This is a genomic window from Actinomadura opuntiae (assembly GCF_030283205.1).
GTDB lineage: Bacteria > Actinomycetota > Actinomycetes > Streptosporangiales > Streptosporangiaceae > Spirillospora.
This window is the reverse complement of record NZ_JASNWF010000004.1, coordinates 282,428-306,136: the sequence shown is the minus strand read 5'-3', so window position 1 is coordinate 306,136 and position 23,709 is coordinate 282,428. Positions and strand designations below refer to the sequence as shown.

20 protein-coding genes are annotated in these 23,709 nt (G+C 71.6%); 12 read left to right on the top strand and 8 right to left on the bottom strand.

The window, feature by feature from the left end; genetic code table 11:
* Positions 1-55 precede the first annotated feature (55 nt).
* The 3 genes from QP089_RS10245 to QP089_RS10235 are packed head-to-tail and all read right to left on the bottom strand — an operon-like array spanning position 56 to position 3,035.
* Positions 56-1,252: a DUF4350 domain-containing protein gene (locus tag QP089_RS10245; protein WP_285911234.1), complete on the bottom strand. Its 1,197-nt coding sequence runs from the start codon at positions 1,250-1,252 to the stop codon at positions 56-58.
* On the bottom strand, positions 1,246-1,929 hold the full coding sequence (locus QP089_RS10240; protein ID WP_285911232.1) for a DUF4129 domain-containing protein: 684 nt from the start codon (positions 1,927-1,929) through the stop codon (positions 1,246-1,248). Before QP089_RS10240 ends, QP089_RS10245 begins: the two co-directional genes overlap by 7 nt.
* Positions 1,929-3,035, bottom strand: coding sequence for a hypothetical protein (locus QP089_RS10235; RefSeq protein ID WP_285911230.1), 1,107 nt, complete (start codon positions 3,033-3,035; stop codon positions 1,929-1,931). Before QP089_RS10235 ends, QP089_RS10240 begins: the two co-directional genes overlap by 1 nt.
* Positions 3,036-3,472: 437 nt before the next feature.
* On the opposite strand from QP089_RS10235, the gene mtrA reads away from it, so the two are divergent.
* From mtrA to QP089_RS10200, 7 genes are all read left to right on the top strand, one after another.
* A complete protein-coding gene (gene mtrA, locus QP089_RS10230) occupies positions 3,473-4,150 on the top strand; it encodes an MtrAB system response regulator MtrA (protein ID WP_021598338.1) in 678 nt (225 codons plus the stop codon).
* 172 nt (positions 4,151-4,322) lie between these two features.
* Entirely contained in the window at positions 4,323-5,876 is a 1,554-nt protein-coding gene (gene mtrB, locus QP089_RS10225; protein ID WP_285911459.1) for an MtrAB system histidine kinase MtrB, read from the top strand.
* 83 nt (positions 5,877-5,959) lie between these two features.
* Complete coding sequence (locus tag QP089_RS10220) at positions 5,960-7,693, top strand: LpqB family beta-propeller domain-containing protein (protein ID WP_285911219.1); 1,734 nt, start codon at positions 5,960-5,962, stop codon at positions 7,691-7,693.
* A gap of 129 nt (positions 7,694-7,822) precedes the next feature.
* Positions 7,823-8,551 (top strand): ComF family protein, encoded by a 729-nt coding sequence (locus QP089_RS10215; RefSeq protein WP_285911217.1) that lies wholly within the window; start codon positions 7,823-7,825, stop codon positions 8,549-8,551.
* Positions 8,552-9,244: 693 nt separating this feature from the next.
* Positions 9,245-9,895 (top strand): ribosome hibernation-promoting factor, HPF/YfiA family, encoded by a 651-nt coding sequence (hpf, locus tag QP089_RS10210; RefSeq protein ID WP_285911215.1) that lies wholly within the window; start codon positions 9,245-9,247, stop codon positions 9,893-9,895.
* A gap of 314 nt (positions 9,896-10,209) precedes the next feature.
* The gene (locus tag QP089_RS10205; RefSeq protein ID WP_353070567.1) at positions 10,210-10,935 is read left to right on the top strand and encodes a response regulator; all 726 of its coding nucleotides are present in this window, start codon (positions 10,210-10,212) and stop codon (positions 10,933-10,935) included.
* A 344-nt stretch (positions 10,936-11,279) separates the two neighbouring features.
* Positions 11,280-12,473 (top strand): winged helix-turn-helix domain-containing protein, encoded by a 1,194-nt coding sequence (locus tag QP089_RS10200; protein WP_285911213.1) that lies wholly within the window; start codon positions 11,280-11,282, stop codon positions 12,471-12,473.
* A 168-nt stretch (positions 12,474-12,641) separates the two neighbouring features.
* Here the strand turns inward: QP089_RS10200 and QP089_RS10195 are convergent, their stop codons facing one another.
* Complete coding sequence (locus QP089_RS10195) at positions 12,642-12,980, bottom strand: HGxxPAAW family protein (RefSeq protein WP_285911211.1); 339 nt, start codon at positions 12,978-12,980, stop codon at positions 12,642-12,644.
* 183 nt (positions 12,981-13,163) lie between these two features.
* Here QP089_RS10195 and secA point away from each other — a divergent pair, with 183 nt between their 5' ends.
* Entirely contained in the window at positions 13,164-16,031 is a 2,868-nt protein-coding gene (gene secA / locus QP089_RS10190) for a preprotein translocase subunit SecA (RefSeq protein WP_285911209.1), read from the top strand.
* Positions 16,032-16,085: 54 nt separating this feature from the next.
* Here secA and QP089_RS10185 read toward each other — a convergent pair whose 3' ends face one another.
* The 4 genes from QP089_RS10185 to QP089_RS10170 all read right to left on the bottom strand — a co-directional run bounded on the left by QP089_RS10185 (position 16,086) and on the right by QP089_RS10170 (position 20,675).
* Positions 16,086-16,625 carry an Rv3235 family protein gene (locus QP089_RS10185; RefSeq protein WP_285911207.1) on the bottom strand — a complete coding sequence of 180 codons (540 nt, stop codon included), beginning with the start codon at positions 16,623-16,625 and terminating at the stop codon, positions 16,086-16,088.
* Positions 16,626-16,984: 359 nt separating this feature from the next.
* Complete coding sequence (locus QP089_RS10180) at positions 16,985-18,397, bottom strand: PTS transporter subunit EIIC (protein ID WP_285911205.1); 1,413 nt, start codon at positions 18,395-18,397, stop codon at positions 16,985-16,987.
* Between the two features lie 24 nt (positions 18,398-18,421).
* Complete coding sequence (locus QP089_RS10175; protein ID WP_285911203.1) at positions 18,422-19,162, bottom strand: GntR family transcriptional regulator; 741 nt, start codon at positions 19,160-19,162, stop codon at positions 18,422-18,424.
* A gap of 196 nt (positions 19,163-19,358) precedes the next feature.
* Positions 19,359-20,675, bottom strand: coding sequence for a PTS transporter subunit EIIC (locus tag QP089_RS10170; protein ID WP_285911201.1), 1,317 nt, complete (start codon positions 20,673-20,675; stop codon positions 19,359-19,361).
* A 107-nt stretch (positions 20,676-20,782) separates the two neighbouring features.
* On the opposite strand from QP089_RS10170, the gene nagA reads away from it, so the two are divergent.
* The 4 genes from nagA to QP089_RS10150 are packed head-to-tail and all read left to right on the top strand — an operon-like array spanning position 20,783 to position 23,707.
* Positions 20,783-21,940: an N-acetylglucosamine-6-phosphate deacetylase gene (gene nagA / locus QP089_RS10165; RefSeq protein ID WP_285911199.1), complete on the top strand. Its 1,158-nt coding sequence runs from the start codon at positions 20,783-20,785 to the stop codon at positions 21,938-21,940.
* On the top strand, positions 21,937-22,977 hold the full coding sequence (locus QP089_RS10160; RefSeq protein WP_285911196.1) for an SIS domain-containing protein: 1,041 nt from the start codon (positions 21,937-21,939) through the stop codon (positions 22,975-22,977). Before nagA ends, QP089_RS10160 begins: the two co-directional genes overlap by 4 nt.
* 27 nt (positions 22,978-23,004) lie before the next feature.
* Positions 23,005-23,238 carry a PTS sugar transporter subunit IIB gene (locus QP089_RS10155; protein ID WP_285911194.1) on the top strand — a complete coding sequence of 78 codons (234 nt, stop codon included), beginning with the start codon at positions 23,005-23,007 and terminating at the stop codon, positions 23,236-23,238.
* Positions 23,239-23,257: 19 nt separating this feature from the next.
* Complete coding sequence (locus QP089_RS10150; RefSeq protein WP_285911192.1) at positions 23,258-23,707, top strand: PTS sugar transporter subunit IIA; 450 nt, start codon at positions 23,258-23,260, stop codon at positions 23,705-23,707.
* Positions 23,708-23,709 lie beyond the last annotated feature (2 nt).

The following is a 23,709-nucleotide window of genomic DNA, read 5'->3' as shown; positions in this document are numbered from 1 at the left end:
GCGCCGCCCGGGGCGAGCCCGGGCCCGTCGTCCTTCCCGAGGTCAACAGGGTGGTTCACGACTGGCGTACCTGCCTTTCCAGGTCGTCGAGGACGGCGGTGAGGGCGATCAGCCCGGCGTCGTCCAGGGGGTCGGGACCGTACAGGGCCGCGCCGACGTACGCCTCGTCGTGGGCGGTCCGGCGGGCCACGGCCGTGACGATCTCCTGCGCGGCCGCGGGGTCCTGCGCGCTGGTGCGCGGCAGGCCGAGGAGCGGGACGAGGCGTTCGCGGGCGCCCGAGCGCAGCGCGCCCGCGGCCCGGTCCCGGGCACGGGCGGCCCGGTACAGGCGCGCGCGCCCCTCGACCGTCTCGGCGGAGCGGACGACCACGGGGAGCGCCTCCGCCACGACGGGGCCGAGCCGCCGGCCCCGCCACAGCGCCACGAGCACGACCGCGACGACCAGCTCCAGGAAGAACAGCTTGACGCCGAACGGCAGCAGGTCGGTCAGCGACTCCTGCCCCGCCCCGGCGCCCTCGGTGGGGATGTCGGGGGCCAGCCACACCACGGACTGGCGCGCCCCCGCGAGGTTCATCAGCAGCGCCGCGTTGCCCTCGTCCGCGAGATGCAGATTGGTCAGCGGCGCGCTGGAGCCCAGAACCGTGACGGTCCGGGGACCGTCCTGGACCTGGACGAGCCGCGCCTGCTCGTCCGCCCTGTAGCAGGCGACGGCGTTGCCGGGCGCCTCATAGGTCTGCGACTGGTCGAACGCCACCGCGCCCGCGAGCGTGGCGGCCTGGAGCGAGCATCCGGGTTCGGCCGCGTTAGCGAAGCTGGTGCCGTTCATCTCCACGCCCGGTGCGAGGGCCTCCAGTACGGGCGTCGTGGGTTCGACGAGCAGGAGGGCGCCTTGCGCACCCCTCATCCGGTCGATGTCGTTCTGCGTGAGCCGCTCGCTGCGCGTCACCACCATGACGGTGCCGGGGCCGGACCGGTCGACGGCCTGCTCGGCGTGCCTCGCCACCGTCACGGACGTCCCGTGCTGCTTGAGGATCTCCGCGAGCGCGCGCGAGCCGTCCTTCTTCGGGGAGGTCGGATCGAGCCGTTCCGGCGAGTCGGACGGGCGCAGCGCGGCCAGGACGACCGCGATCACGACCATGACGAACAGCGCCGCCACGACGCCGCGCGCCGACCGCCAGCGGCGTCCGGCGACTTGCCGGGCGGACGGCTCGCCCTGCTCCTGCCGTCCCTGGGGCGGCGACTGGATCACCATCGCGGGGCCCCGTCCGGGTCGTCGGCGCCGGCCGCCGCCGGGACGAGCCCGTCGGACTCCAGCGGCTTCGGACGCGCCGCGCGCAACCGCTCGTCCAGCTCCTTGACCTGCGCGTACCCGTCCGCGGTGCCAGGGCGGTCGCCGTACCAGACGTCATCGAAGATCCGTACGCCGGCGCGCAGCGCGTCCGCGAGGTCCGGCACCGCCTCGCCGGCCTCCGCCGCCAGCTCGTCCGCCGTACGGCCGGGACGCGGCGCGAGGACCGCCCGTTCCTCGAGATCGCGGGCGATGGCGCGGAGCCTTTCCCGGATGGCCTCGGCCCACTGGCCCTGACCGGCGAGCCGCTCCGCGGCCTCCCGGTGGTCGAGGGCGGTTGAGGGGTTGTCCTCCAGGAGCGGGTCCTTCCTGGAGCGCGGGTTGCGGCGGTCCCACATCAGCCACACGACCAGCGCCACAGCGATCAGGGCGATCACCACGATGACCGCTATCGAGATCCAGCCGCCGCCATTGCCGTGCGCGTTCGGCTGGGCGGCGTGGCTGAACAGGTCATGGATCCAGTCGGTGAAGCGGTCCCACATCCGCTCCAGCCAGGACGGCTTGTCCCGCTGGTAGATCTGCTTGTCCAGCTCCCGGCGGGCCATGTCGCGGGCCTCGTCGCGGCCGATCGGATCGAGCATCACGGACGCGCCCCCGCTTCCGGACCGGTGCCCCTCCACGCGCCCACGGGGCGCGGCCGCCACAGGTCGATGAAGCCCTCACCATCGCCGTCGCCATCGTTAGCGGGGCCGGACGCAGGGCCGGAGTCGGCGCCGTCACGGCCGGAACCGGCCGCGACCGCGGCGGCGGATCGTCCTCTCGTACGCAAGTCCAAGTCGAGTCCCTCGCGGCGCATCCGGCGGTCCATGTACAGCAGTGCGATGACGCCGGCGTCGAACGGCAGCACCACCGCCCAGCTGATGATGCGCCCTACCGTGTCGACCGCGAGCTCGCCCATCGTCGACCCGTCATCGGAGCCGATGCCGAAGAAGACCAGCTGGATGACCAGGAACGGGATCCGCAGGGCGAAGAAACCCATGAACACCGTGATGAGGATCGCCAGCAGCAGGGTTCCGCACGTGCGGAACCACCGGCCCTTGGAGAGCACCCGGGCCCGGCGCAGCGCGCCCCCGACCGTCGTACGCTCCAGCACCACGGCGGGTACGGCCTGCACCAGCAGGATGTACGACCACACCATCAGCCCTATGCCGATGGGGAAGCCGACGATCGCCGCCAGCGCTCCAAGCGCCGGATGGGCGCCGGAGGCCACCAGGAGGATGAACGGGAGGATCGGCACCGTCATCCCCAGGAGCGGCACCAGCAGCACCACCGCCGCCGTAGCGGCGAGGCGGCCCAGACGTGGCCGGGCATCCCGCCAGGCCTGGCGCGGCGCGATCGGCAGGCCGACCAGCTCGCGGCCCAGGATCGGCGCGAGCAACCCCGACAGGACCAGGATCCCGTAGGCCGACAGCACCAGGCCCATGAGCGCGAGGGTCAACTGCGCCCCGAAGGACCGGATGAGCAGACCCGGCGTCACCTCGTCGCGCGCCTCGTTGCCGATGAAGAAGTACGCCGCCAGGGAGCTCGCCACCTGGATGACCGTGCTGAACGCCAGGGAGATGCCCAGCGCCGTACGGGGACGGCGCCGGATCCCGGCGATGGCGCCGTCGAGCATCTCCGAGATGGACATGGGGCGGAACGGGACGTCGGTGTCCGCGTCGTCGTCCCAGCCGTCCGGTCCCGGCATGTCGGCTCCCTGCGATTTTCGGCGGGGGTTGTCCCGGCGTGGACGGTCCAGGGTGGCCGCGGCCGCCGGTCAGGTCATCCTGTCACGGGCGAGCCGTCGTAAATGCCGTCACCGGGCCGGTCGATGGCGATCTGTGCCCGGCCGGCCCCGCGTACCGGACGAAAGCTGCCGATCCCGGTCAACCCGGCATGGGTTTCGGGAGTCCCGTTTACAATTCCGCCCTTGTATGGGGCGCCGCATAAGGCGCGCGTAAGGTGGCCCGCCTGTCATGCGGCGCCCTGGCGCGCGCCAGGGGCCGCCCCCCGGACGCCTGGAGGAGTCATGTACGAGGCAAACGCAGGTAACCTTGCACGCCAAGGCATATCTCTCCCTGGCGAGGTGGGGCCGGAGCGTCTCACCCCACTCCACCGAACCCCGACTTTGTGACGATGAGGGCCATGAGAGGACGTGTACTGGTCGTCGACGACGATCTCGCGCTCGCCGAGATGCTCGGCATCGTGCTGAGGGGCGAGGGCTTCGAGCCGTCGTTCGTCCACGACGGCGACAAGGCACTCGAGGCGTTCCGGGAGACTCGGCCCGACCTGGTGCTGCTGGACCTGATGCTGCCGGGCGCCGACGGCATCGACGTCTGCCGGCAGATCCGCGCCGAGTCGGGCGTGCCGATCGTCATGCTGACCGCCAAGAGCGACACCGTCGACGTGGTCCTCGGCCTGGAATCGGGCGCCGACGACTACATCGTCAAGCCGTTCAAGCCCAAGGAGCTGGTCGCTCGTGTGCGCGCGCGCCTGCGCCGCACCGACGAGCCCGCCCCCGAGACCCTGCAGATCGGCGACATCACGATCGACGTGGCCGGGCACTCGGTGAAGCGCGGCGACCGCCACATCCCCCTCACCCCGCTGGAGTTCGACCTGCTCGTCGCGCTGGCCCGCAAGCCGCGCCAGGTGTTCACCCGCGAGGTCCTGCTGGAGCAGGTCTGGGGCTACCGGCACGCCGCCGACACCCGGCTGGTGAACGTCCACGTGCAGCGGCTCCGCGCCAAGATCGAGAAGGATCCCGAGCGGCCCGAGATCGTCGTCACCGTGCGCGGCGTCGGCTACAAGGCCGGTCCCGCCTGACCTCGCGGTACCGCACCCCTCGTGACAGCCGGAACGGCACGCCGATGACCGAGAGCACTCCCCGCCGCAAGGACCCGTCGTGAAGGCCGGCACGACGAGGGCCAGGCGTCTGGCGCGGTACGGCCTGGTGACGCTGCGGCGGGTCCTGCGCGGCACGGCGCGCCGCGGCTACATGCGCTGGCGGCGCTCCATCCAGGTGCGCGTGGTCACCTCGACGCTGTTCATCTCGGCGATCGTGGTGGCGATCCTGGGCGCCTTCCTGATGCAGCAGGTGTCGTCCGCCCTGATGGACGGGAAGGTCAAGGCCGCCCGGCTTCAACTGGACGAGGGCCTGGCGCAGGTACAGCGGGACCTGGGGAACACGTCAGCCGCCTCGGAGGACGGCACCCGCCTCAACGCCGTGGTGAACCGGCTGAAGGCGCGCAGCGGCCCGTCCGGCCTGTACGAGGTGTACATCCGCGACACCACCGCCGAGTACTTCGACGGGTACGCGACCAACGAACTCCGCAAGGAGAGCGTCCCGAAGCGCCTTAGGGAGGAGCTCAAGCACGCCCCTGCGGGGGCGCGCGCCTACACCTACGGCAAGCTCACCTATGTAGGGGGCCATCCGTCCGAGCGCGGCCTCATCGTGGGCGGCAAGGCCGGGCAGTTCGAGCTGTACTACCTGTTCCCCCTGGAGCAGGAGCAGCGGACCCTCACCAACGTGAGCCGCTCCATGGTCGGCGTAGGCGTCGTCCTGGTGCTGCTCTTGGCCGCCATCGCCTCCCTGGTGACGCGCCAGGTCGTCATCCCGGTGCGGCTGGCCGCGCAAGGAGCGCAGAGGCTCGCCGCAGGACGGCTGGAAGAGCGCATGCGGGTGCGCGGTGAGGACGATCTGGCGCGCCTGGCCCGCTCCTTCAACGACATGGCCGCCAACCTCCAGGAGAAGATCGGCGAGCTGGAGGACCTGTCGCAGTTGCAGCGCCAGTTCGTCTCCGACGTCTCCCATGAGCTCCGCACGCCCCTGACCACCATCAGGATCGCGGCCGACATGCTCTATGAGAACCGCGACACCTTCGACGACCCTGCCGTGGGCCGCTCGGCCGAACTGCTGCAGAGCCAGCTCGAACGCTTCGAGTCCCTGCTCGCCGACCTGCTGGAGATCAGCCGCCACGACGCTGGCGCCGCGACGCTCGACGCCGAGTCACTCGACATGCGCGACCTGGTGCTGCGGGTCGTCGGCGATATCCAGGGCCTGGCAGAACGCAAGGGCAGCAAGGTCGTCCTGCAGCTGCCCGGCGAGCCGTGCATGGCCGAAGTGGACCGCCGCAGGGTGGAGCGCATTTTGCGCAACCTCGTCGTCAACGCCGTCGAGCACGGCGAGGGCGAGGACATCGTGGTGTCGGTCGCCGCCGACCGCGACGCCGTCGCCGTCGCCGTGCGCGACCACGGTGTCGGCCTCAAACCGGGGGAGGGGCAGATGGTCTTCGACCGCTTCTGGCGCGCGGACCCCGCGCGCGCACGCACCACCGGCGGCACCGGGCTGGGACTGTCCATCTCCAGGGAGGACGCCCAGCTCCACGGCGGATGGCTGCAGGCATGGGGCGAACCCGGTGTCGGCTCCCAGTTCCGCCTGTCGCTGCCACGCGTCGCCGGAACCGAGCTACGGGGATCGCCCCTTCCGCTGGTCCCGCCCGGAGCGGGCGACGCGCGGCCCCTCTTCGCCGAACTGGAGGCAGGGGATTGACCGGCGACCGCCGCGCAACGCACCGCCTCCACGCCGGGCGGGTACGGCCCGCCGTCGCCGTCGCGGTCGTTCTCGTCCTCTGCATGACCGGCTGCGCCAACGTGCCCACCGGCGGCCAGGTGGTCACGGGCAAGCCCGCGGAGAAGGCCGAGCGCGTGGACGACCCGTACGTCCGCCTGATCCCCGTCAACCCCCAGCCGGACTGGACGCCCACCCAGGTCGTCTCCGGCTTCCTCACGGCCTCCGCGAGCTTCGACGACGGCCACAAGGTCGCCAAGGAGTACCTCAGCACCCCCAACGCCTGGGACCCCGGCCTCAGGCCGTACGTGGACGTCCTGTCCAGCCGGCTGGTCGACCCGCACGTCGAGCAGACGTCCGCCAACGAGGCCACCGTTCACGTCACCGGCGACCAGCTCGGCACCATCGCCTCCGACGGGCAGTACACGGCGTCCCCGAAAAGCTTCGACGCCAGCTTCCAGCTTGCCAAGACCCAGCAGGGCGTATGGCGCATCACCGGGCTGCCCGGAAACGACAAGGCGGGCCTGTTCCTGACCAAGGACGACGTCGAACGCGCTATGCGCACCGTCAACCTGTACTTCTTCGCGCCTGACCAACACACGCTCGTCCCCAACGGCATCTTCCTGCCTGTAGTGGACCGTGAGACGTTGCCTACCCAGCTCGTCCAAGCGCTGCTGTCCGGGCCCACCTCGTGGCTGGACGGTGCGGTGCGGAGTGCGTTCCCCGAAGGGACGAGGCTGCGCGGCGGCAACGTCCACATCGACAAGGACCTCGCCACCGTCGACCTCACCCAGGAGGCCCGCGGCGGCAACGTGGAGCGCATGTCCGCACAGCTCAGCTGGACGCTGCGGCAGCTCTCGGAGATCAAGCGCTGGCGACTGCAGATCGGCGGCGAAACCGTCACGCCCGACGGCACGGACTCCACCCAGTCGGTGCACGCCTGGGACGGCAACTCGCCCGACGGGCAGGACCCGGACGAGCAGATCCGCCAGACCGCCTATGTCGCCGGAACGGCAGGCTTTATCGGCACCCTCCAAGGCGACCGTGCCCAGCCCGTCGTGACGGGCCCTGCCGGGCGGCTGTCCCACCCCGCCGTATCGCCGAACTACCAGGAACTCGCCGGGCTCAGCGCCGAGGGCGACCAGCTCATCACCGCCGCGCCCGTCGCCGGGGGCCCGCCCGCGCGCGTGCTGCTGAACGCCCACCGCGGCGCCCGTTTCACGGCCCCCTCATGGAGCCGCGACGGCAGCCTGTGGGCCGTGGAGAGCACGCCGAAGGCCTCCTGGCTGTGGGTGCGGCGTCCCGGCAAGGCGCCCGTGCGCGCCGCCCACTGGGGGCTCGGCGGACGGCAGGTGCTCGCCTTCCACGTGGCCCGCGACGGGGTCCGCGCCGCCGTCATCGTCCGCATCGACGGACGTCCCGAAGTGCAGATTGGGCGGATCGCCGTCGGGACCGACGGTTCCGTGGACGTGGGCTCGTTCCTGCCCGTCTCGTCGGAGCTGCAGACCGCCGTCGATCTGGCATGGCGCGACTACGACACCCTCGCCGTGCTCGGCCGCGCCAAGCGCGACTCCCAGACGCTGCCGTATCTGATGCCGGTGAGCGGCAGCGCCATAACGTCCCTTGGCGTCGGTGCCCTGGGCGAGCCGCGCACCATCGCGGCCGCCCCCGGAGCGCCGGTACTGATCGGCACCAGCTCGTCCGGCAAGGACCAGGTGTGCCGCCAGCGCCCGCCGATCACCTCCTACAGCCCCTGGATCTGCCCGACCCCGGCCCGGGACCCCAGCTACGCCCGCTGAGCCGGCCAGGAGCGGCTCAGGCGGCTCCGCGGAGGCCGAACGCGGAGATGTGGATAACTTCGCGGCGGGGTTATCCACATTTCGGCGGAGGGTTTTCGGCGGCCGGGCGGGGCGGGCATCGTCGAGGTCATGAGCTTCCTCGGCGACCTCATCGACTTCCTGCTCCCCGAGCACTGCGCGGGGTGCGGCGGCCAGCCCGTCCTGCTGTGCGGCGGATGCGCGGCCGCGCTGTCCGGTCCCGCCCGGCCCGCGCGTCCGGCGCCCGCCGGCCTCCCGCCCCCGTGGACGGTCGCGGCGTACGAGGGCCCGGTCCAGAAGATCTTCTCGGCCTACAAGGAGCACGGCCGGACGGCGCTCGCCGTCCCGCTCGGGCAGGCGCTGGCGCGGGCGGTGGACGCGGCGCTGCCGGGGCTGTGGGACGGCGGCCCGCCGGGCGGGCCCGGCCCGCCTCCGGGCGCCTCAGGGGCGTCGCAGGGGGAGATGCCGGTCGTGTGGGTGCCGTCGCGGCGGGGCGCAGCGCGGCGGCGGGGCCACGATCCCATGCGGCAGGCCGTGGCGGTCGCGGTGCGCCGGCTGCGGGCCGCCGGGGTCCCGGTGGTCGCGCTCGACGGGCTGCGCCAGTGCCGGCGGGTCGCCGACCAGGCGGGCCTCGGCGCCGCGGCGCGCAGGGTCAACCTGCGCGGCGCGCTGGAGGCGGCGCCCCGCGCGGGCCTCGCCGGCCGGCGGGTCGTCCTGGTCGACGACGTGGTCACGACGGGCGCCTCGCTGGCCGAGGCGGCACGGGCACTGCGAGCGGCGGGCGCGGAGGTGACGGCGGCCGCGACCGTGGCGGCCACGCCGCTGCGCCGGGCATGGTGACTTTCTTCACGTCGGCGGGCCGGAAGGGCAGGTAGCTACCATGCGTAGCCACCCCGGTCGACGCATGGGCGACGTCGGCCGACATACGCGGGTAATTCGGGTCACATCAGCTCCCGGGGCGAGGAGAGATTTCCTCAAACTCACTGGTCGGCCACACGGGTCTGACCTGGGCGCCGTGGCGGCGCACACCGCCCCGGGCCAGGGGCCTCCGCGTCATTCGGGCCGTCTCCCGGACGCGGCGGGCGGCACCGCTGCGAGGGCTCTCGATGACGGTCCGTGAGTTTTTCCTCGCCGCACCCCCCTGACATTCGAGGCGTAAGGGGTTAGCGTTCCTGACATGGCACCCGCCCGGGTCCGTGGTTGCGTCGGATCGCAGTGCTCGTCAGGAGCACGGAAGGCGGTCCGGCTAGCCGATGCCAGGCGCAGGCGAAACGGCCCACGTAAGGCGACTTCTCGTCGACCGATCACGGTGCGCCTTAGAGGTAAGTCCTGCCCCGTCGAGGGATCCGACATCCCCCGAACCGGGAGAAGGGCAGTAGTGGCGAGAGCGCCGCGAGCCCCTCAGCAGGCGGATGTGGGGACGAAGACCAGGTCGGCCGGGCGGGTGCGACCCACCGAGCTGTGGTGCGCGGACGGGGCCGTCAGGGGCCTCGTACCGGGCGCGGAACGCAACCGGGAGAAGGGGGGTCCCGCGTGGACATCATCGTGAGGGGCCGGCACACCGAGATCAACGACCGGTTCCGGCGGCACGTCGACAGCAAACTCGCCAAGATCGAGCGGCTCGACCAGAAGGTCATCCGCGTGGATGTGGAGGTGTCCGAGGAACGCAACCCGCGGCTCGCCGACCAGCGCGAACGAGTGGAGCTCACGATCCGCTCCCGGGGTCCGGTGATCCGGGCCGAAGCCGCCGCCGACGACCGCTACGGAGCCCTCGACCTGGCGCTCGACAAGCTTGAGTCGCGGCTGCGCCGCGACGGCGGGCGCCGCAAGGCCCACGGCGGCAAGGGCCGCGCGAAGCTCGCCACGATGGAACCGGTCCCCGAGCCGGTGCCGTCGCCCGCGCCGGCGAGCACGGCCACGGCGGTCGCCGAGGAGGAGACCGCGGCCGCGCAGGCGCCGGCGGACGAGGGCATCGTGCCGATCCCGATGGAGGGCGACGGCCCCGTCGTCGTCCGCGAGAAGTTCCACGAGGCCGAGCCGATGGGCATCGAGCAGGCGCTCTTCGAGATGGAGCTCGTGGGGCACGACTTCTTCCTGTACCGCGACAAGGCGACCGGGCATCCCTCGGTCGTCTACCGCCGAAGGGGCTGGGACTACGGAGTGATCAGGCTCGTCGAGGACTGAGACGCGGCACCGGATCGGCGCGGCACCGGCCGGCCCGGGGGTGGCCGTCGCATGACGGACGTCCGGGCCGGCCGGTGCCCTCGGAATTTTGTCGGCCGCGCGAGACGCGGGAAACGGCGGAAGACCCCGTAACGTAGGGGCTGAGGGGCACCGCGGCGCATCACGCCGGGGCAGCCTCGCAAGTCCTCCGGGGGCGACCCCGGAGCCCGACCCTCCGGTAGTTTCAGATCACTGACAGTGAAGGGGGGAAGCGGCGTCTCCTCCACGCCGCGACTCAGGTGAGCGAGAATCCCGAGGCTCGCGAAGCCGTGGCGGTGCCCCGGCAGGGCGGCGCCGCCCCCGCCGATCGGCGGGCCGCGCGGCCGGGCGACGCGGCCGACCCGATCCGCGTCCTCATCGTCGACGACCACGCGCTGTTCCGCCGAGGCCTGGAGATGGTGCTGCAGGCCGAGGACGACATCGAGGTCATCGGCGAGGGCGGCGACGGCCACGAGGCGGTCGAGATGGCCGGCGACCTGCTGCCGGACGTGGTGCTGATGGACATCCGGATGCCCCGCCGCAGCGGCATCGAGGCGTGCACGGCGATCAAGGACGCCGCGCCCAGCGCCAAGATCGTCATGCTCACGATCAGCGACGAGGAGGAGGACCTCTTCGAGGCCATCAAGGCCGGGGCCAGCGGCTACCTGCTCAAGGAGATCTCGATCGACGAGGTCCCGCAGGCGGTCCGCGCCGTGCACGGCGGGCAGTCGCTGATCAGCCCGTCCATGGCGTCCAAGCTGATCACCGAGTTCGCGTCGCTGGCCAAGCGCAGCGAGGAGCGCACCCAGCAGGTCCCCGCGCCCCGCCTCACCGAACGCGAGATGGAGGTCCTGCGCCTCGTCGCCCGCGGCCTCGGCAACCGCGAGATCGCCCGCGAGCTGTTCATCTCCGAGAACACGGTGAAGAACCACGTCCGCAACATCCTCGAGAAGCTCCAGCTCCACTCGCGCATGGAAGCCGTCGTCTACGCCGTCCGGGAAAAACTCCTAGAAATCACCTAACCCAAACCCCCTGCCCCGCCCGGTGGACCACCACGTCCCCGGTTGCCGGATCACCATGCCACCGGCCAGCGGGTCACGGGCGCGGGCTGACGGGCCGTCAACTCCCAGCCACCGACCACTGCGGCAGCGGGCCCGGCGGCTGACCAACCAGCGGACCACCGGCCACCAGACCACTGGCGTCCGGGTGGTGGGCGACCAGCCACGGGGCCCACCAAGTCCCGGCTACAGGTCAACGGACAGGCGGGTGGTCCGCTGTTGAGTTGTCTGGGAAGTGGTCGGGAGGTGCGGGCGGTGGGGTTACCGGCAATGTGGTTTTGTCGGTGTTGTGCCCTAGCATCGCGGGCGTGGTCGAGGCAGAGCTGAGTGCGGACGAGGTACGACGGCTCCAGCTGCGTGCCCAGGGCTTCCTGGGGGCGCGGCCGAAGGGCGGAGTCACGGGCATGCTGGAGCGGCTGGGCGCCGTCCAGCTGGACACGATCTCCGTGCTGGCGCGTTCCCATGAGCTGGTGCCGTACGCGCGGCTGGGACCGGTGGAGCGGAGCGCGATCGAGGCCGCCTACTGGGGGAACGGCACGCCCGGCGCTTTCGAGTACTGGGCGCACGCCGCGTCGGTGCTGCCGATGCGCGACTGGCCGCTGTTCGCGTTCCGGCGCCGCGCCTACCTGCGGCGGGGCTGGCGCTGGCACAAGGTGCCCGAGGGGGTGTGCGAGGAGATCCGGGCCCGGCTGCGCGCCGACGGTCCGCTGACCACCAAGGAACTCGGCGGGGCGAAGGCCAGCGCCGAGTGGTGGGACTGGAGCGAGCACAAGATCGGCATCGAGTGGCTGCTGGACGTCGGCGAGGTCGTCTGCGTCGAGCGGGTGGGCTGGCGACGGGTCTATGACCTGGCCGAAAGGGCGGTCCCGGCAGACCTGCTCGCACAGGACCCGGACGACGAGGCCTGCCTCACGGCCCTCGTCGCGCGGGCCGGACGGGCGCTCGGCGTGGCGACACGGGCCGATCTCGCCGACTACTACCGTCTCAAGCAGGACCAAGTGGCCGGGGTCGTCGAGGCGGCCGGGCTCGTCCCGGTGAAGGTGGACGGCTGGACGCAGCCGGCCTGGGCCGCCCCCGAGGCCCTCACCGCACCCCCGCGCGGGCGGCACGCCACCACGCTGCTGTCGCCGTTCGACTCCCTGGTGTGGGACCGCGCCCGCACGTCGCGGGTGTTCGGGTTCGACCACCGGCTGGAGGCGTACGTCCCGAAGGCCAAGCGCGTCCACGGGTACTTCGCGATGCCGCTCCTGTCCGGTGGGCGGCTGCTTGGCCGAGTCGACCCGGCGCGGGAGGGCCGCACCCTGATCGCCCGCCAGGTGTCGTTCGAACCATGGGCGACCCGAACCGCCGGCCGGGCCGAGGCGTCCGCGGCGGCACTGGCCACGGCGCTGTGGCGGGCGGCGGGCTGTGTCGGCTGCACGGACGTCCGCGTGGAACGGATCGTCCCCGACGGACTGGACCGCGCCCTCGTCGACGCCGCGCTCAAGGCCGGGCCCGCCTGACCGCAAGCCTGCGCTGCACCTGATCCCCGCGTGCCGCGTCTGTGGCCTGCTGTCCCACGGGCCTCGCTCTGCTTCGGCGTGGCTTGCAGCGGGCTTTCGTCGGATTGTGTTGCGGGGCCGGACGCGGACGCGCCCGGCTCCCAAGAGCCGGGCGCGTCCGCGGAGGTGTCAGCCGTGCGGGGTCTGCTGGGGGTCGGTGGCGGTGGGGCGGTCGAGGATCTCGCCCGACTCGCCGCCGCGGCGCTTGGACGAGCGCGAGCCGAAGAGCGTGTAGTCGACGATCTCCGGGATCACCCGCGGCGCGTCCAGCACCACGTCGGAGAACAGGTGGACGGCCCAGCTGGCCAGCATGCCGAGGACGATGATCCCGACGCCGACCCAGAACATGATCCACATGGGTCCGTTGCAGAGCGCGACACCGCCCACCGCGAAGCCGATGAAGATGATCGTGACGGCCACCCACGAACTCGGCCGCCCGGCGTGGGACCCGTGCGACTCGTCGGACATTGCGCCTCCCCTCCGATGGTGCATGAGATCTTCTCCCGGACCCGGTGCGTCAAACGGGGCCGGGCGTGGATTGCGCTGCGGAGTGACCTAGACCATTCTGGGTCTCGCCTACGATGGGCATCGTACGAGTGGTGTGCGTGCCGCCAGGAGCGGTGAACCACGATCTGCAAGGAGCCTTCGAGAGTGCCGCCAGTCATCGACAAGATCCTTCGTGCGGGCGAGGGAAAAATTCTGCGCAAGCTCAAGAAGCTCGCGGATCAGGTCAACTCGATCGAAGAAGACTTCGTCGACATGACCGACGCCGAGTTGCGTGAGCTGACCGACAAGTACCGCGAGCGCATCGCCGAGGGGGAGTCCCTCGACGACCTGCTCCCCGAGGCGTTCGCGACCGCCCGGGAGGCCGCCAAGCGGGTCCTCGGGCAGCGGCACTACGACGTCCAGATCATGGGCGGGGCGGCGCTGCACCTGGGCAACATCGCGGAGATGAAGACGGGCGAGGGCAAGACCCTCACCTGCGTGCTCCCGGCGTACCTGAACGCGCTGGCCGGCGACGGCGTGCACGTGGTCACGGTGAACGACTACCTGGCCAAGCGCGACGCCGAGTGGATGGGCCGCGTCCACCAGTTCCTCGGCCTCGAGGTCGGCGTCATCCTCCCGCAGATGACCCCGGACGAGCGCCGTGTGGCCTACAACGCCGACATCACCTACGGCACGAACAACGAGTTCGGCTTCGACTACCTGCGCGACAACATGGCGTGGAGCCTCGAGGAGTGCGTCCAGCGCGGGCACAACTACGCGATCGTGGACGAGGTCGACTCGATCCTGATCGACGAGGCCCGGACGCCGCTGATCATCTCGGGTCCGGCCGAGCAGAACTCCAAGTGGTACTCCGAGTTCGCCAAGATCGTCCCGCGGCTGAAGCGGGCGGAGCTGGTCAGCACCGCCGGGCAGGTCGACGAGTACGGCCCCGGCGACTACGAGGTCAACGAGAAGAAGCGCACGGTCGGCATCACCGAGTCCGGCGTGGAGAAGGTCGAGGACTACCTCGGCATCGACAACCTCTACGACTCGGTGAACACGCCGCTGGTGAGCTTCCTCAACAACGCGCTGAAGGCCAAGGAGCTGTACAAGCGCGACAAGGACTACGTCGTGATGAACGGCGAGGTCCTGATCGTCGACGAGTTCACCGGCCGCATCCTGCACGGCCGCCGCTACAACGAGGGCATGCACCAGGCCATCGAGGCCAAAGAGGGCGTGGCGATCAAGGACGAGAACCAGACGCTCGCCACGATCACCCTGCAGAACTACTTCCGCCTCTACGGCAAGCTGTCCGGCATGACCGGCACCGCCGAGACCGAGGCGGCGGAGTTCAACAAGACCTACAAGATCGGCGTGGTGCCGATCCCGACGAACAAGCCGATGATCCGCGATGACGTGGCGGACGTCGTCTACAAGACCGAGCAGGCCAAGTTCGAGGCCGTGGTCGACGACATCGCCGAGCGGCACGAGAAGGGCCAGCCGGTCCTGGTCGGCACGACGTCGGTGGAGAAGTCCGAGAAGCTGAGCAAGATGCTCAAGCGGCGCGGCATCCCGCACCAGGTACTGAACGCCAAGCACCACGAGCAGGAGTCGGCGATCGTCGCGGAGGCGGGCCGCAAGGGCGGCGTCACCGTCGCGACGAACATGGCGGGCCGCGGCACCGACATCATGCTGGGCGGCAACCCCGACTTCCGCGCCGACCTGGAGCTGCACCAGCGCGGGCTGTCGCCGCTGGAGACTCCGGAGGAGTACGAGGCGGCCTGGCCGGAGGCGCTGGAGAAGGCCAAGGAGGCCGTGAAGGGCGAGCACGAGGAGGTCGTCGAGGCCGGCGGCCTGTACGTCCTCGCCACCGAGCGGCACGAGTCGCGGCGCATCGACAACCAGCTGCGCGGCCGGTCCGGCCGGCAGGGCGACCCGGGCGAGTCCCGGTTCTACCTGTCGCTGGAGGACGACCTGATGCGGCTGTTCAACTCGGCCCGCGTCGAGGCGATCATGACGCGGCTGAACATCCCGGACGACGTCCCGATCGAGTCCAAGATCGTCTCGAACGCGATCCGCTCGGCGCAGAGCCAGGTCGAGCAGCAGAACTTCGAGATGCGCAAGAACGTCCTGAAGTACGACGAGGTGCTCAACCGGCAGCGCAAGGTCATCTACGCCGAGCGCCGCAAGGTGCTCGAGGGCGAGGACCTGCACGAGCAGGTCCGCCGGATGATCGACGAGGTCGTCGCGGGCTACGTCGCGGGCGCGACCAACGAGGGCTTCGCCGAGGACTGGGACCTCGAGAAGCTCTGGAAGGCGTTCAAGCAGCTGTACCCGATCAGCCTCACCGTCGACGAGCTGGTCGAGGAGGAGGCGGGCGGCGACATCTCGGGCCTGGACGCCGAGACCCTCGCCGGGAAGATCCGCGACGACGCGCAGGCGGCCTACGACAAGCGCGAGGAGGAGCTCGGCCCCGAGGTGATGCGGGAGCTGGAGCGCCGGGTCGTGCTGTCGGTGCTGGACCGCAAGTGGCGCGAGCACCTCTACGAGATGGACTACCTGCAGGAGGGCATCGGCCTGCGGGCCATGGCGCAGCGCGACCCGCTGGTGGAGTACCAGCGCGAGGGCTACGACATGTTCAACGCGATGCTCGACGCCATCAAGGAGGAGTCGGTCGGCTACCTGTTCAACCTCGAGGTCGAGGTGGAGGAGCAGCCGGAGGCCCCGCAGGTCGGCGCCGCGCCGGTGTCGGTCGCCAAGTCCGCCCCGTCCGCCGAGGAGGCGGAGCCGGTGGACGACGTGCCGGTGGAGGCCGAGGAGGAGCCGGTCATCCACGCCAAGGGCCTCGACGAGCCGAAGCGTCCGAAGAAGCTGGACTACTCGGCCCCGACCGTCGACGGCGAGGGCGGCGTGGAGCACCACACCGAGGAGACCGACGACGAGTACGCGGGCGTGTCCCGCAACGACCCGTGCCCGTGCGGTTCCGGCAAGAAGTTCAAGCGCTGCCACGGCGACCCGCGCAACAAGAAGTAGGCCACCGCGGTAACGAGGCGGCCTCCCGGCTCCGGGAGGCCGCCTCGTCGCACGTCAGGGGGCCGTGGTCTCGACCGCGGTGCAGCGCCATCGTCCGCGCGTGTGCTCCAGGCGGAGGGCGACGGCGTGGGCGCGCCCGGCCACGAGCACGACGGCGGACGCCTCGGCGATGCGGGGCGAGGGCCGCTGGACGCGGCTCGACAGCACCTGCGGCGGGACGATCCGGCGCCCGCCGGGGACGGTCCGGCGGTGCGGTGCCAGGCCGCGGCACACCGCCGGCACCGCGACGAGCGCCAGTTGGTGCGGCGGACGCGTCCCGGCGAGCACCTCGACGACGATCCGGAGCGTCGCGTCCGCGACGGCCCGGACCTCCGCGTCCACCCCGTCGCCGGGCCGCACCACCCGCAGCCTTCTCCCCGGTGGGGCGGCCGTCCTGCGTTTCGCGGGCGACGGCTCCGCGGCCTGACGTGATGGTGCCCGGAGGGCCGCGGCCTGGACGGGGGTGAGGGCCAGCGCACCGTCCGTCCGCTGCGACGGAACGGCGCGGTACCGGACGATCCGGACAGCGGGGCGCTTGGCTGGACGACGACCCATGGGAACCTCCCGACTCGTTTTTGAACAGGAGTCGCGAGGCCGCGAAGAAATACATCCATGGCCACGTGCGGCCACTTTTCGCTGAGCCGACCGTCCGCCTTGTGCCGCTCTGCGCCCGTTCCGGCCTCCCTGGGCGGCTGCCTGGCCCGGGGTTATCCACAGAACGGGGTTCTATGGGCGAGGGGGCCGGGCGCGGGGTTGACTTGGGCGGTAGCGCGGTCCGCCCCCGGGTGGGTGGGGCGTCTTTTCAGAGGGTGGGGCGTCTTTTCAGTGCGTGGGCGTCTTTTCAGAGGGACGGCGGCGGGACGCCTGGTGGGGCGTCCCGCCGCCGTGTGCGAGCGGGGTGACGAAACCGCTGGTCAGGTGGTCGTGGTCGTCGTCGAGGAGTCGGGGGCCTCGGCGGGCTCGGCGGCCTCGGCGGGCTCGGGGGCCGGCTTGCTGCGGCGCCGGGTCTTCTTCTCCCCGCCCGCCAGTTCCGGGTTGGAACCCGGGTCGGCGGCGACCGACTCCACGTCCTCCGGTTCCCGGCCCGGGGTCGCGAAATCGAACTTCACGATCAGGAACTTGAACAGGAAGTAGTAGATGACGAAGTACAGGATCCCCATGCCGATGATCAGCGGCAGGCCCTTGGTGTTGTCCTTCGAGGCGTTCAGCAGCATGTCGATGCCGCCCGCCGAGAAACCGAAACCGAGTTGGGCGCCCGCGGCGTTGAGGACGGCCATCGAGATGCCGGTGAGGACGACGTGCACGCCGTACAGGACGGGCGCGACGAACATGAACGCGAACTCGATCGGCTCGGTGACGCCGGTGACGAACGCGGTGAGCGCGGCGGAGATCATGATGCCGCCGACCGCGGAGCGGCGGTGCGGGGGAGCGGCGCGCCAGATCGCGAGGGCCGCGCCGGGCAGGCCGAACATCAGCACCGGGAAGAACCCGGCCAGGAAGCCGCCCGAGTGCGGGTCGCCCGCGAGGTAGCGGTTGATCTCGCCGTGCACGACGCCGTCGGGGCCGTTGTAGGAGCCGAACACGAACCAGATGAGCGAGTTCGGGATGTGGTGCAGGCCGAACGGCAGCAGCAGCCGGTTGACGACGCCGTAGATGCCGGCGCCGGCGGCGCCCGCGCCGGTGATCCAGTCGCCGAAGTCGGTGAGCCAGCCGCCGAACACCGGCCAGATGAAGCCGATCAGCACGCCGAGCACCAGCGCGGCGAGCGCGGTGACGATCGGGACGAACCGGCGGCCGCCGAAGAACGCCAGGTAGGTCGGCAGCTTGACCCGGTAGAAGCGCTGGTAGAGCAGCGCGGCGACGACGCCGATGAGGATGCCGCCGAGCACGTCGGTCGGGTTCTTGGCGCCGAAGTCGATGGCCGGCGCGGCGGCGCCGTCGGTCACCTTGGTGATCAGCACCTGGCCCTTGAGGTCGCCGGAGTGCGAGAACATGATCTTGGTGACGTGGTCGAAGACCAGGTACCCGACCACGGCGGCGAGCGCGGTGGAGCCGTCGGACTTCTTGGCGAAGCCGATCGCGACGCCGACCGCGAACAGCAGCGGGAGGTTGTCGAACAGGGCCTGGCCGGCGCCGCCGACGACCTCGGCGACGCGGATCCAGCCGAGGCCGTCCTTGCCGAGCATGTCCGGCTGGCCGAAGCGCAGCAGCAGGGCCGCGGCGGGCAGCACGGCGATCGGCAGCATGAGGCTGCGGCCGATCCGCTGCAGCACCGCGAGGGCGCGCGACCCCCGCCGCGGCGCGGCGTCCACGGTGGTCGAAGTCATCGGGAGGTCCCTCCTCAGGGGAGTTCAGGAGTGCGGCGGGGGATTTCCGAGTGCCGTGTGGATCTGGTAGCGGTCCGCCCGGTAGGTGGACACGCCCAGCTCGGCGCAGACGCCTCCGGTGTAGGAGCGGCGCTGCAGGAGCAGCACGGCGCTGCCCTTGGGGATCTGCAGGTGCTTGGCGTCGGCCGCGTCCGCCAGACTGGCGTCGATGGTCTGGTCGCCGGCGTCGAAGACCAGCCCGTACACCGCTTCGAGGACGCCGTACAGGGAGCGGTCGGCGAGGCGGCGGTCCAGCAGGTCGGGGGCGAGCGAGGCAAGGATATGCGCGCGTTCGAGTGCCATGGGCTCCCCGTCGGCGGTGCGCAGCCGCTCGATGACGTGGATCTGCGTGCCGGGCTCGACCTCGAAGATCCGGGCCAGCCGGGCGTCCGCGGGGACGGTGCGGCGGTCCAGGTCGACGGCGCCGGGCCGCAGCCCGCGCGCGAGCATGTCCTCGGTGAACGAGACCAGCCGCAGCGGCATCTCGATCTTGGGGCGGGCGACGAACGTCCCCTTGCCGGGGACGCGGTACAGCCGTCCCTCCGACACGAGGTGGTCGACGCCCTGGCGGACGGTCATGCGGGACAGCCCGTACCGTACGCACAGCTCGCGCTCCGAGGGGATCGGGGCGTCGACGGGCAGCTCGGCGCTCTCGATGAGGTCGAGCAGGATGGCGCGCAGCTGGAAGTACTTCGGTACGGGGCTGTGCGGATCGATGGTCGTCACTGGGGGTGTCCTCGATGGCCTCTGGGCCGTATCGACGGGATTGACGGGATCAGCAGGATGACGCGTGATTCGACTTGTTCGTACTGGTCTAGGCCGGACTAGACCACATCATAGAAAGTCGTGTCAATGCACGAAACCGTAACGGCCGAGTCACCCGCAAACGACCGCAAGATCAGATGAACGCGCAGGTCAGGGCTCATGCGGCGGGGTCCGGCGGGGTGCCCGGGCGGGGCCGCGGCGGGGCGTCCTCGGCCGGCTCGCGGCCCGGCGTCGCCAGCCCGAACCTCTTGATCACGAAGCTGAAGACCAGGTAGTAGACGAAGAAGTAGACCACGCCGAGCCCGACGACGTACCACAGATGCCGGGTGTTGCTCTTGGTGGCGTTCAGCAGCAGGTCGATCAGCCCGGCGGAGAAGCTGAACCCGAGCTGCGCGTGCGCCGCCGCGAGCAGGTACATCGAGACGCCGGTCAGCACGACGTGGATCCCGTACAGCAGCGGCGCGACGAACATGAACGAGAACTCGATCGGCTCGGTCACCCCGCAGACGAACGCGGTCAGCGCCGCGGAGACCATCAGCCCGCCGACGGCGCCGCGCCGGTCCGGCTCGGCGCACCGCCAGATCGCCAGCGCCGCGCCCGGCAGCCCGAACATCAGCACGGGGAAGAATCCGGCGAGGAACGTCCCGGCGTGCGGGTCGCCCGCGAGGTACCGGTTGATCTCGCCGTGCACGACGCCGTCGGGGCCCTGGTAGGAGCCGAACACGAACCAGATCAGCGAGTTGAGGATGTGGTGCAGGCCGAACGGCAGCAGCAGCCGGTTGGCCACCCCGTACACGCCGGCGCCGGCCGCGCCCGCGCCGGTGATCCAGCCGCCGAAGTCGTTGATCCAGCCGCCGAGCGTCGGCCAGACGAGTCCGACCACGACGCCGAGGACGAGCGCGGCGGCGGCGCTGACGATCGGGACGAACCGGCGCCCGCCGAAGAACGCCAGCCAGGACGGCAGCTTGATCCGGTAGAAGCGCTGGTAGAGCAGCGCGACCATCAGCCCGACCGCGATGCCGCCGATCACCTGCGTCGGGTTGACGAGCCCGTAGCCGATCGTCTCCTTGAGCGAGCCGTCCTCCTGGCGGACGAGCTGGACGACGCTGCCCTTCAGTGCCGAGCTGTGCGCGAACATCGTCTTGGAGACGCGGTCGAAGACGAGGTAGGCGGCGACGGCGGCGAGCGCGGTGGAGCCGTCGGACTTCTTGGCGAACCCGATGGCGACGCCGACCGCGAACAGGATCGCGAGGTTGTCCAGCAGCGCGCCGCCGGCCGCGGCGAACACCTCGGCGACCCGGTCCAAGCCGAGGCCGTCCGCGCCGAGCAGGTCGGGCTGGCCGAGCCGCAGCAGGATCCCGGCGGCGGGCAGCACGGCGATCGGCAGCATGAGGCTGCGGCCGATCCGCTGCAGCACCGCGAACGCCGCCGACCAGGCGTCCCGGGCTGATCCCGGATGAGTTCGGGCCGACATCTTCAGCTCCATCCGATTCGTGGAGTATGGTGCGTACTGGTCTAGTCCGGACTAGACCAGTACGCCGCGCAGGCGGCGGCCGGTCGCATCACGGAGAGTGCACCCCCATGGCATCACTGCTGGTCACCGCGGAGCGCGTGATCATGACCCCCGCGGACGGTCCTACCCGCGTCGTCTCCCCGGGATACGTCCGCGTCGAGGACGGTGTCATCACCGAGGCAGGCGAGGGCGTCCCGCCCGGCGCCGACGTGCACCTGCCCGACGGACTGCTCGCCCCCGGACTGGTCGACCTCCAGGTCAACGGGTTCTTCGGCCACGACATGGTGGACACCGGCGAGGCCGGATGGCGCGAGGTCGTCGCGCGCCTGCCCGAGACCGGCGTGACCTCGTTCCTCCCCACCTTCATCACCGCGCCCGTCGCGACGCAGGCCGAGGCGCTGCGCCGCACCCGCGACCTGCTGCCGAAGCTGCCGCCCGGCACCCGCGTGCTCGGCGTCCACCTGGAGGGGCCGTTCCTCTCCGAGAAGCGCAAGGGCGCGCACAACGCCGCGCACCTCACCGACCCGACGCCCGAAGCGGTCGAGACGCTGCTGGAGACCGGGCTGGTCAAGCTCGTCACCCTCGCACCCGAGCGGAACGGCGCGCTCGACGCGATCCGCCGCCTCACCGAGGCCGACGTGCTGGTCAGCGTCGGGCACAGCGACGCGACCGCCGCGGAGACCGCCGCCGCGGCCGACGCCGGCGCCCGCAAGGTCACCCACATCTTCAACGCGCAGAGCGGCGTCCACCACCGCGACCCCGGCGTCGCCGTCCAGGCGCTCATCGACGACCGGCTGCACCCCGGGCTCATCCTCGACCTGCACCACGTCGGCCCGGAGACGGCGCGGCTGGTGTTCCGCGCCGCGGCCGGACGCGTCGTGCTCGTCACCGACGCCGCGTCCGCCGCCGGGATGCCGCCCGGCACCTACGAGCTGGGCGGCGAGCCGATCACCATGCCCGAGCAGGGCCCGCCGCTGCGCGCCGACGGCACCATCGCCGGATCCGGCCTGCGGCTGGACGAGGCGGTCGGCAACGCGATCGGCCTCGGTGTCGACCCGGCCGCCGCGGTCGACGCCGCCACCCGCGTCCCGGCCGACCTCATCGGCCGCTCCGACCTCGGCCGCATCGCGCCCGGCGCGGCCGCCGACCTCGTCTGGCTCGGGCCGGACCATCGGGCGCGTACGACCTGGATCAACGGGCAGGAACTCTTCGAAGGGGGATCATGACCAGTCAGATGCGCGCCGAGATCGGTGAGCAGCCGGACGCGCTGCGCCGGACGATCGACGCGCTGCTGCCGCGCACGCCCGATATCGGGGCGCTGGCCCGGGAGACGCGGCAGGTGCTGTTCATCGCGCGCGGCTCGTCCGACAACGCCGCCGTGTACGGCCGCTACCTGGTGGAGTCGCACGCCGGGAGGCTGGCCACCCTCGCCGCCCCGTCCATCGCGACGACCTACAAGCGGCGCCTCGACCTGTCGGGCGTGCTCGCGGTCGCGATCAGCCAGTCCGGCAAGACCGAGGAGATCGTCGAGACCCTCGACTGGGCGAAGGACTGCGGCGCCCGCACCATCGCCGTCACCAACGGCGCCGGGTCGCCGCTGGCGGAGGCCGCCGAGGTCGCGCTGGTCACCGACGCCGGCGCCGAGATCGCCGTCCCGGCGACCAAGACCTACACCACCCAGCTCGCCGCGCTGTCGGTGCTCGGCCTCGGGCTCGGCGCCGACGTCGCCGTCGACGACCTGCGCCGCGTCCCCGGCGAGGTGGCGCGGATGATCGCCGAGACCGAGGCGTCCCCCGCGCTGCCCGAGATCGTCGAGGAGCTCGCGAAGGTCCCCGGCACGGTCGTGTCCGGACGCGGCATCGCGTTCGGCACCGCGCTGGAGCTCGCCCTGAAGATCAAGGAGGCGTGCTACCTGCACGCCATGGGCCTCTCGTACGCGGACCTGCTGCACGGCCCGATCGCCGTGGTCGACGCGCAGACCCCCGCGCTGCTGGTCGCGGCCGACTCCGGCCCGACGCTGCCCGGCACCGTCGCGCTGGCCCGCCGCGTGCGGAGCGCCGGCGCCAAGGCGTTCGGCGTCGGCGGCGGCGACGGCCTGGCGCGGGCCTGCACGGCCGCGCTGCCCGGCCCCGGCCTGCCCGAATGGGTGGCGCCGCTGGGCCTCATCGTGCCCGGCCAGATCATGGTCGAGAACCTGGCCCGCCGGCTCGGGATCGATCCCGACGTCCCGCGCGGCCTCAACAAGGTCACCCAGACGGACTGACCGCACGCACCGAGAGAAGAGAACGACATGGACAAGGCCGAGGCGATCGTCGCCGCCCTGGGCGGCGCCGACAACATCGTGGACATCGAGCCCTGCGCCACCCGGCTGCGCACCGAGGTCTCCGACGGCGGCAGGGTCGACGAGGCGGCGCTGAAGAAGGCGGGCGCGTTCGGCGTCATGCGCAGCGGCACCGTCGTGCAGGTCGTCGTCGGCCCGGAGGCCGACACCATCGCCAGCGACATCGAGGACATCCTCGACTGACCCGAAGGAACCCCCGCTCATGACCCGAGTACTGTCCCCGGTGGCCGGCCGGGTGGTCGGCCTCGCCGGCGTCCCGGACCCGGTGTTCGCGCAGGCCATGGTCGGCCCGGGCACCGCCGTCGACCCCGAGCGCGGCCCCGGCCACGCCATCGCCCCCGTCACCGGCAAGATCGTCAAGCTGCATCCGCACGCCTACGTGGTGGTGGACGAGGAGCAGCACGGGGTGCTCGTGCACCTCGGCATCGACACCGTGAAGCTGAAGGGCCAGGGCTTCGAGCTGCTGGTCGCCGAGGGCGACCAGGTCACCGCCGGCCAGCGCGTGGTCGCCTGGGACCCGGCCGTCATCGAGGCCGGCGGCCGCTCGCCGATCTGCGCCGTGGTGGCGCTGGACGCCGGCGCCGACGCGCTGTCGGACGTGCTGGAGACGGGCGAGGTCGTCAAGGGGGCCGAGCTGTTCACATGGAGCTGACC

What these genes read in the sequence shown, in the direction of transcription:
- QP089_RS10245 (WP_285911234.1), bottom strand. Translation starts at nt 1,252, where the DNA reads ATGGTGATCCAGTCGCCGCCCCAGGGACGGCAGGAGCAGGGCGAGCCG.
- QP089_RS10240 (WP_285911232.1), bottom strand. Translation starts at nt 1,929, where the DNA reads ATGCTCGATCCGATCGGCCGCGACGAGGCCCGCGACATGGCCCGCCGG.
- QP089_RS10235 (WP_285911230.1), bottom strand. Translation starts at nt 3,035, where the DNA reads ATGCCGGGACCGGACGGCTGGGACGACGACGCGGACACCGACGTCCCG.
- mtrA (WP_021598338.1), top strand. Translation starts at nt 3,473, where the DNA reads ATGAGAGGACGTGTACTGGTCGTCGACGACGATCTCGCGCTCGCCGAG.
- mtrB (WP_285911459.1), top strand. Translation starts at nt 4,323, where the DNA reads ATGCGCTGGCGGCGCTCCATCCAGGTGCGCGTGGTCACCTCGACGCTG.
- QP089_RS10220 (WP_285911219.1), top strand. Translation starts at nt 5,960, where the DNA reads ATGACCGGCTGCGCCAACGTGCCCACCGGCGGCCAGGTGGTCACGGGC.
- QP089_RS10215 (WP_285911217.1), top strand. Translation starts at nt 7,823, where the DNA reads ATGAGCTTCCTCGGCGACCTCATCGACTTCCTGCTCCCCGAGCACTGC.
- QP089_RS10195 (WP_285911211.1), bottom strand. Translation starts at nt 12,980, where the DNA reads ATGTCCGACGAGTCGCACGGGTCCCACGCCGGGCGGCCGAGTTCGTGG.
- QP089_RS10185 (WP_285911207.1), bottom strand. Translation starts at nt 16,625, where the DNA reads ATGGGTCGTCGTCCAGCCAAGCGCCCCGCTGTCCGGATCGTCCGGTAC.
- QP089_RS10180 (WP_285911205.1), bottom strand. Translation starts at nt 18,397, where the DNA reads ATGACTTCGACCACCGTGGACGCCGCGCCGCGGCGGGGGTCGCGCGCC.
- QP089_RS10170 (WP_285911201.1), bottom strand. Translation starts at nt 20,675, where the DNA reads ATGTCGGCCCGAACTCATCCGGGATCAGCCCGGGACGCCTGGTCGGCG.
- nagA (WP_285911199.1), top strand. Translation starts at nt 20,783, where the DNA reads ATGGCATCACTGCTGGTCACCGCGGAGCGCGTGATCATGACCCCCGCG.
- QP089_RS10160 (WP_285911196.1), top strand. Translation starts at nt 21,937, where the DNA reads ATGACCAGTCAGATGCGCGCCGAGATCGGTGAGCAGCCGGACGCGCTG.
- QP089_RS10155 (WP_285911194.1), top strand. Translation starts at nt 23,005, where the DNA reads ATGGACAAGGCCGAGGCGATCGTCGCCGCCCTGGGCGGCGCCGACAAC.
- QP089_RS10150 (WP_285911192.1), top strand. Translation starts at nt 23,258, where the DNA reads ATGACCCGAGTACTGTCCCCGGTGGCCGGCCGGGTGGTCGGCCTCGCC.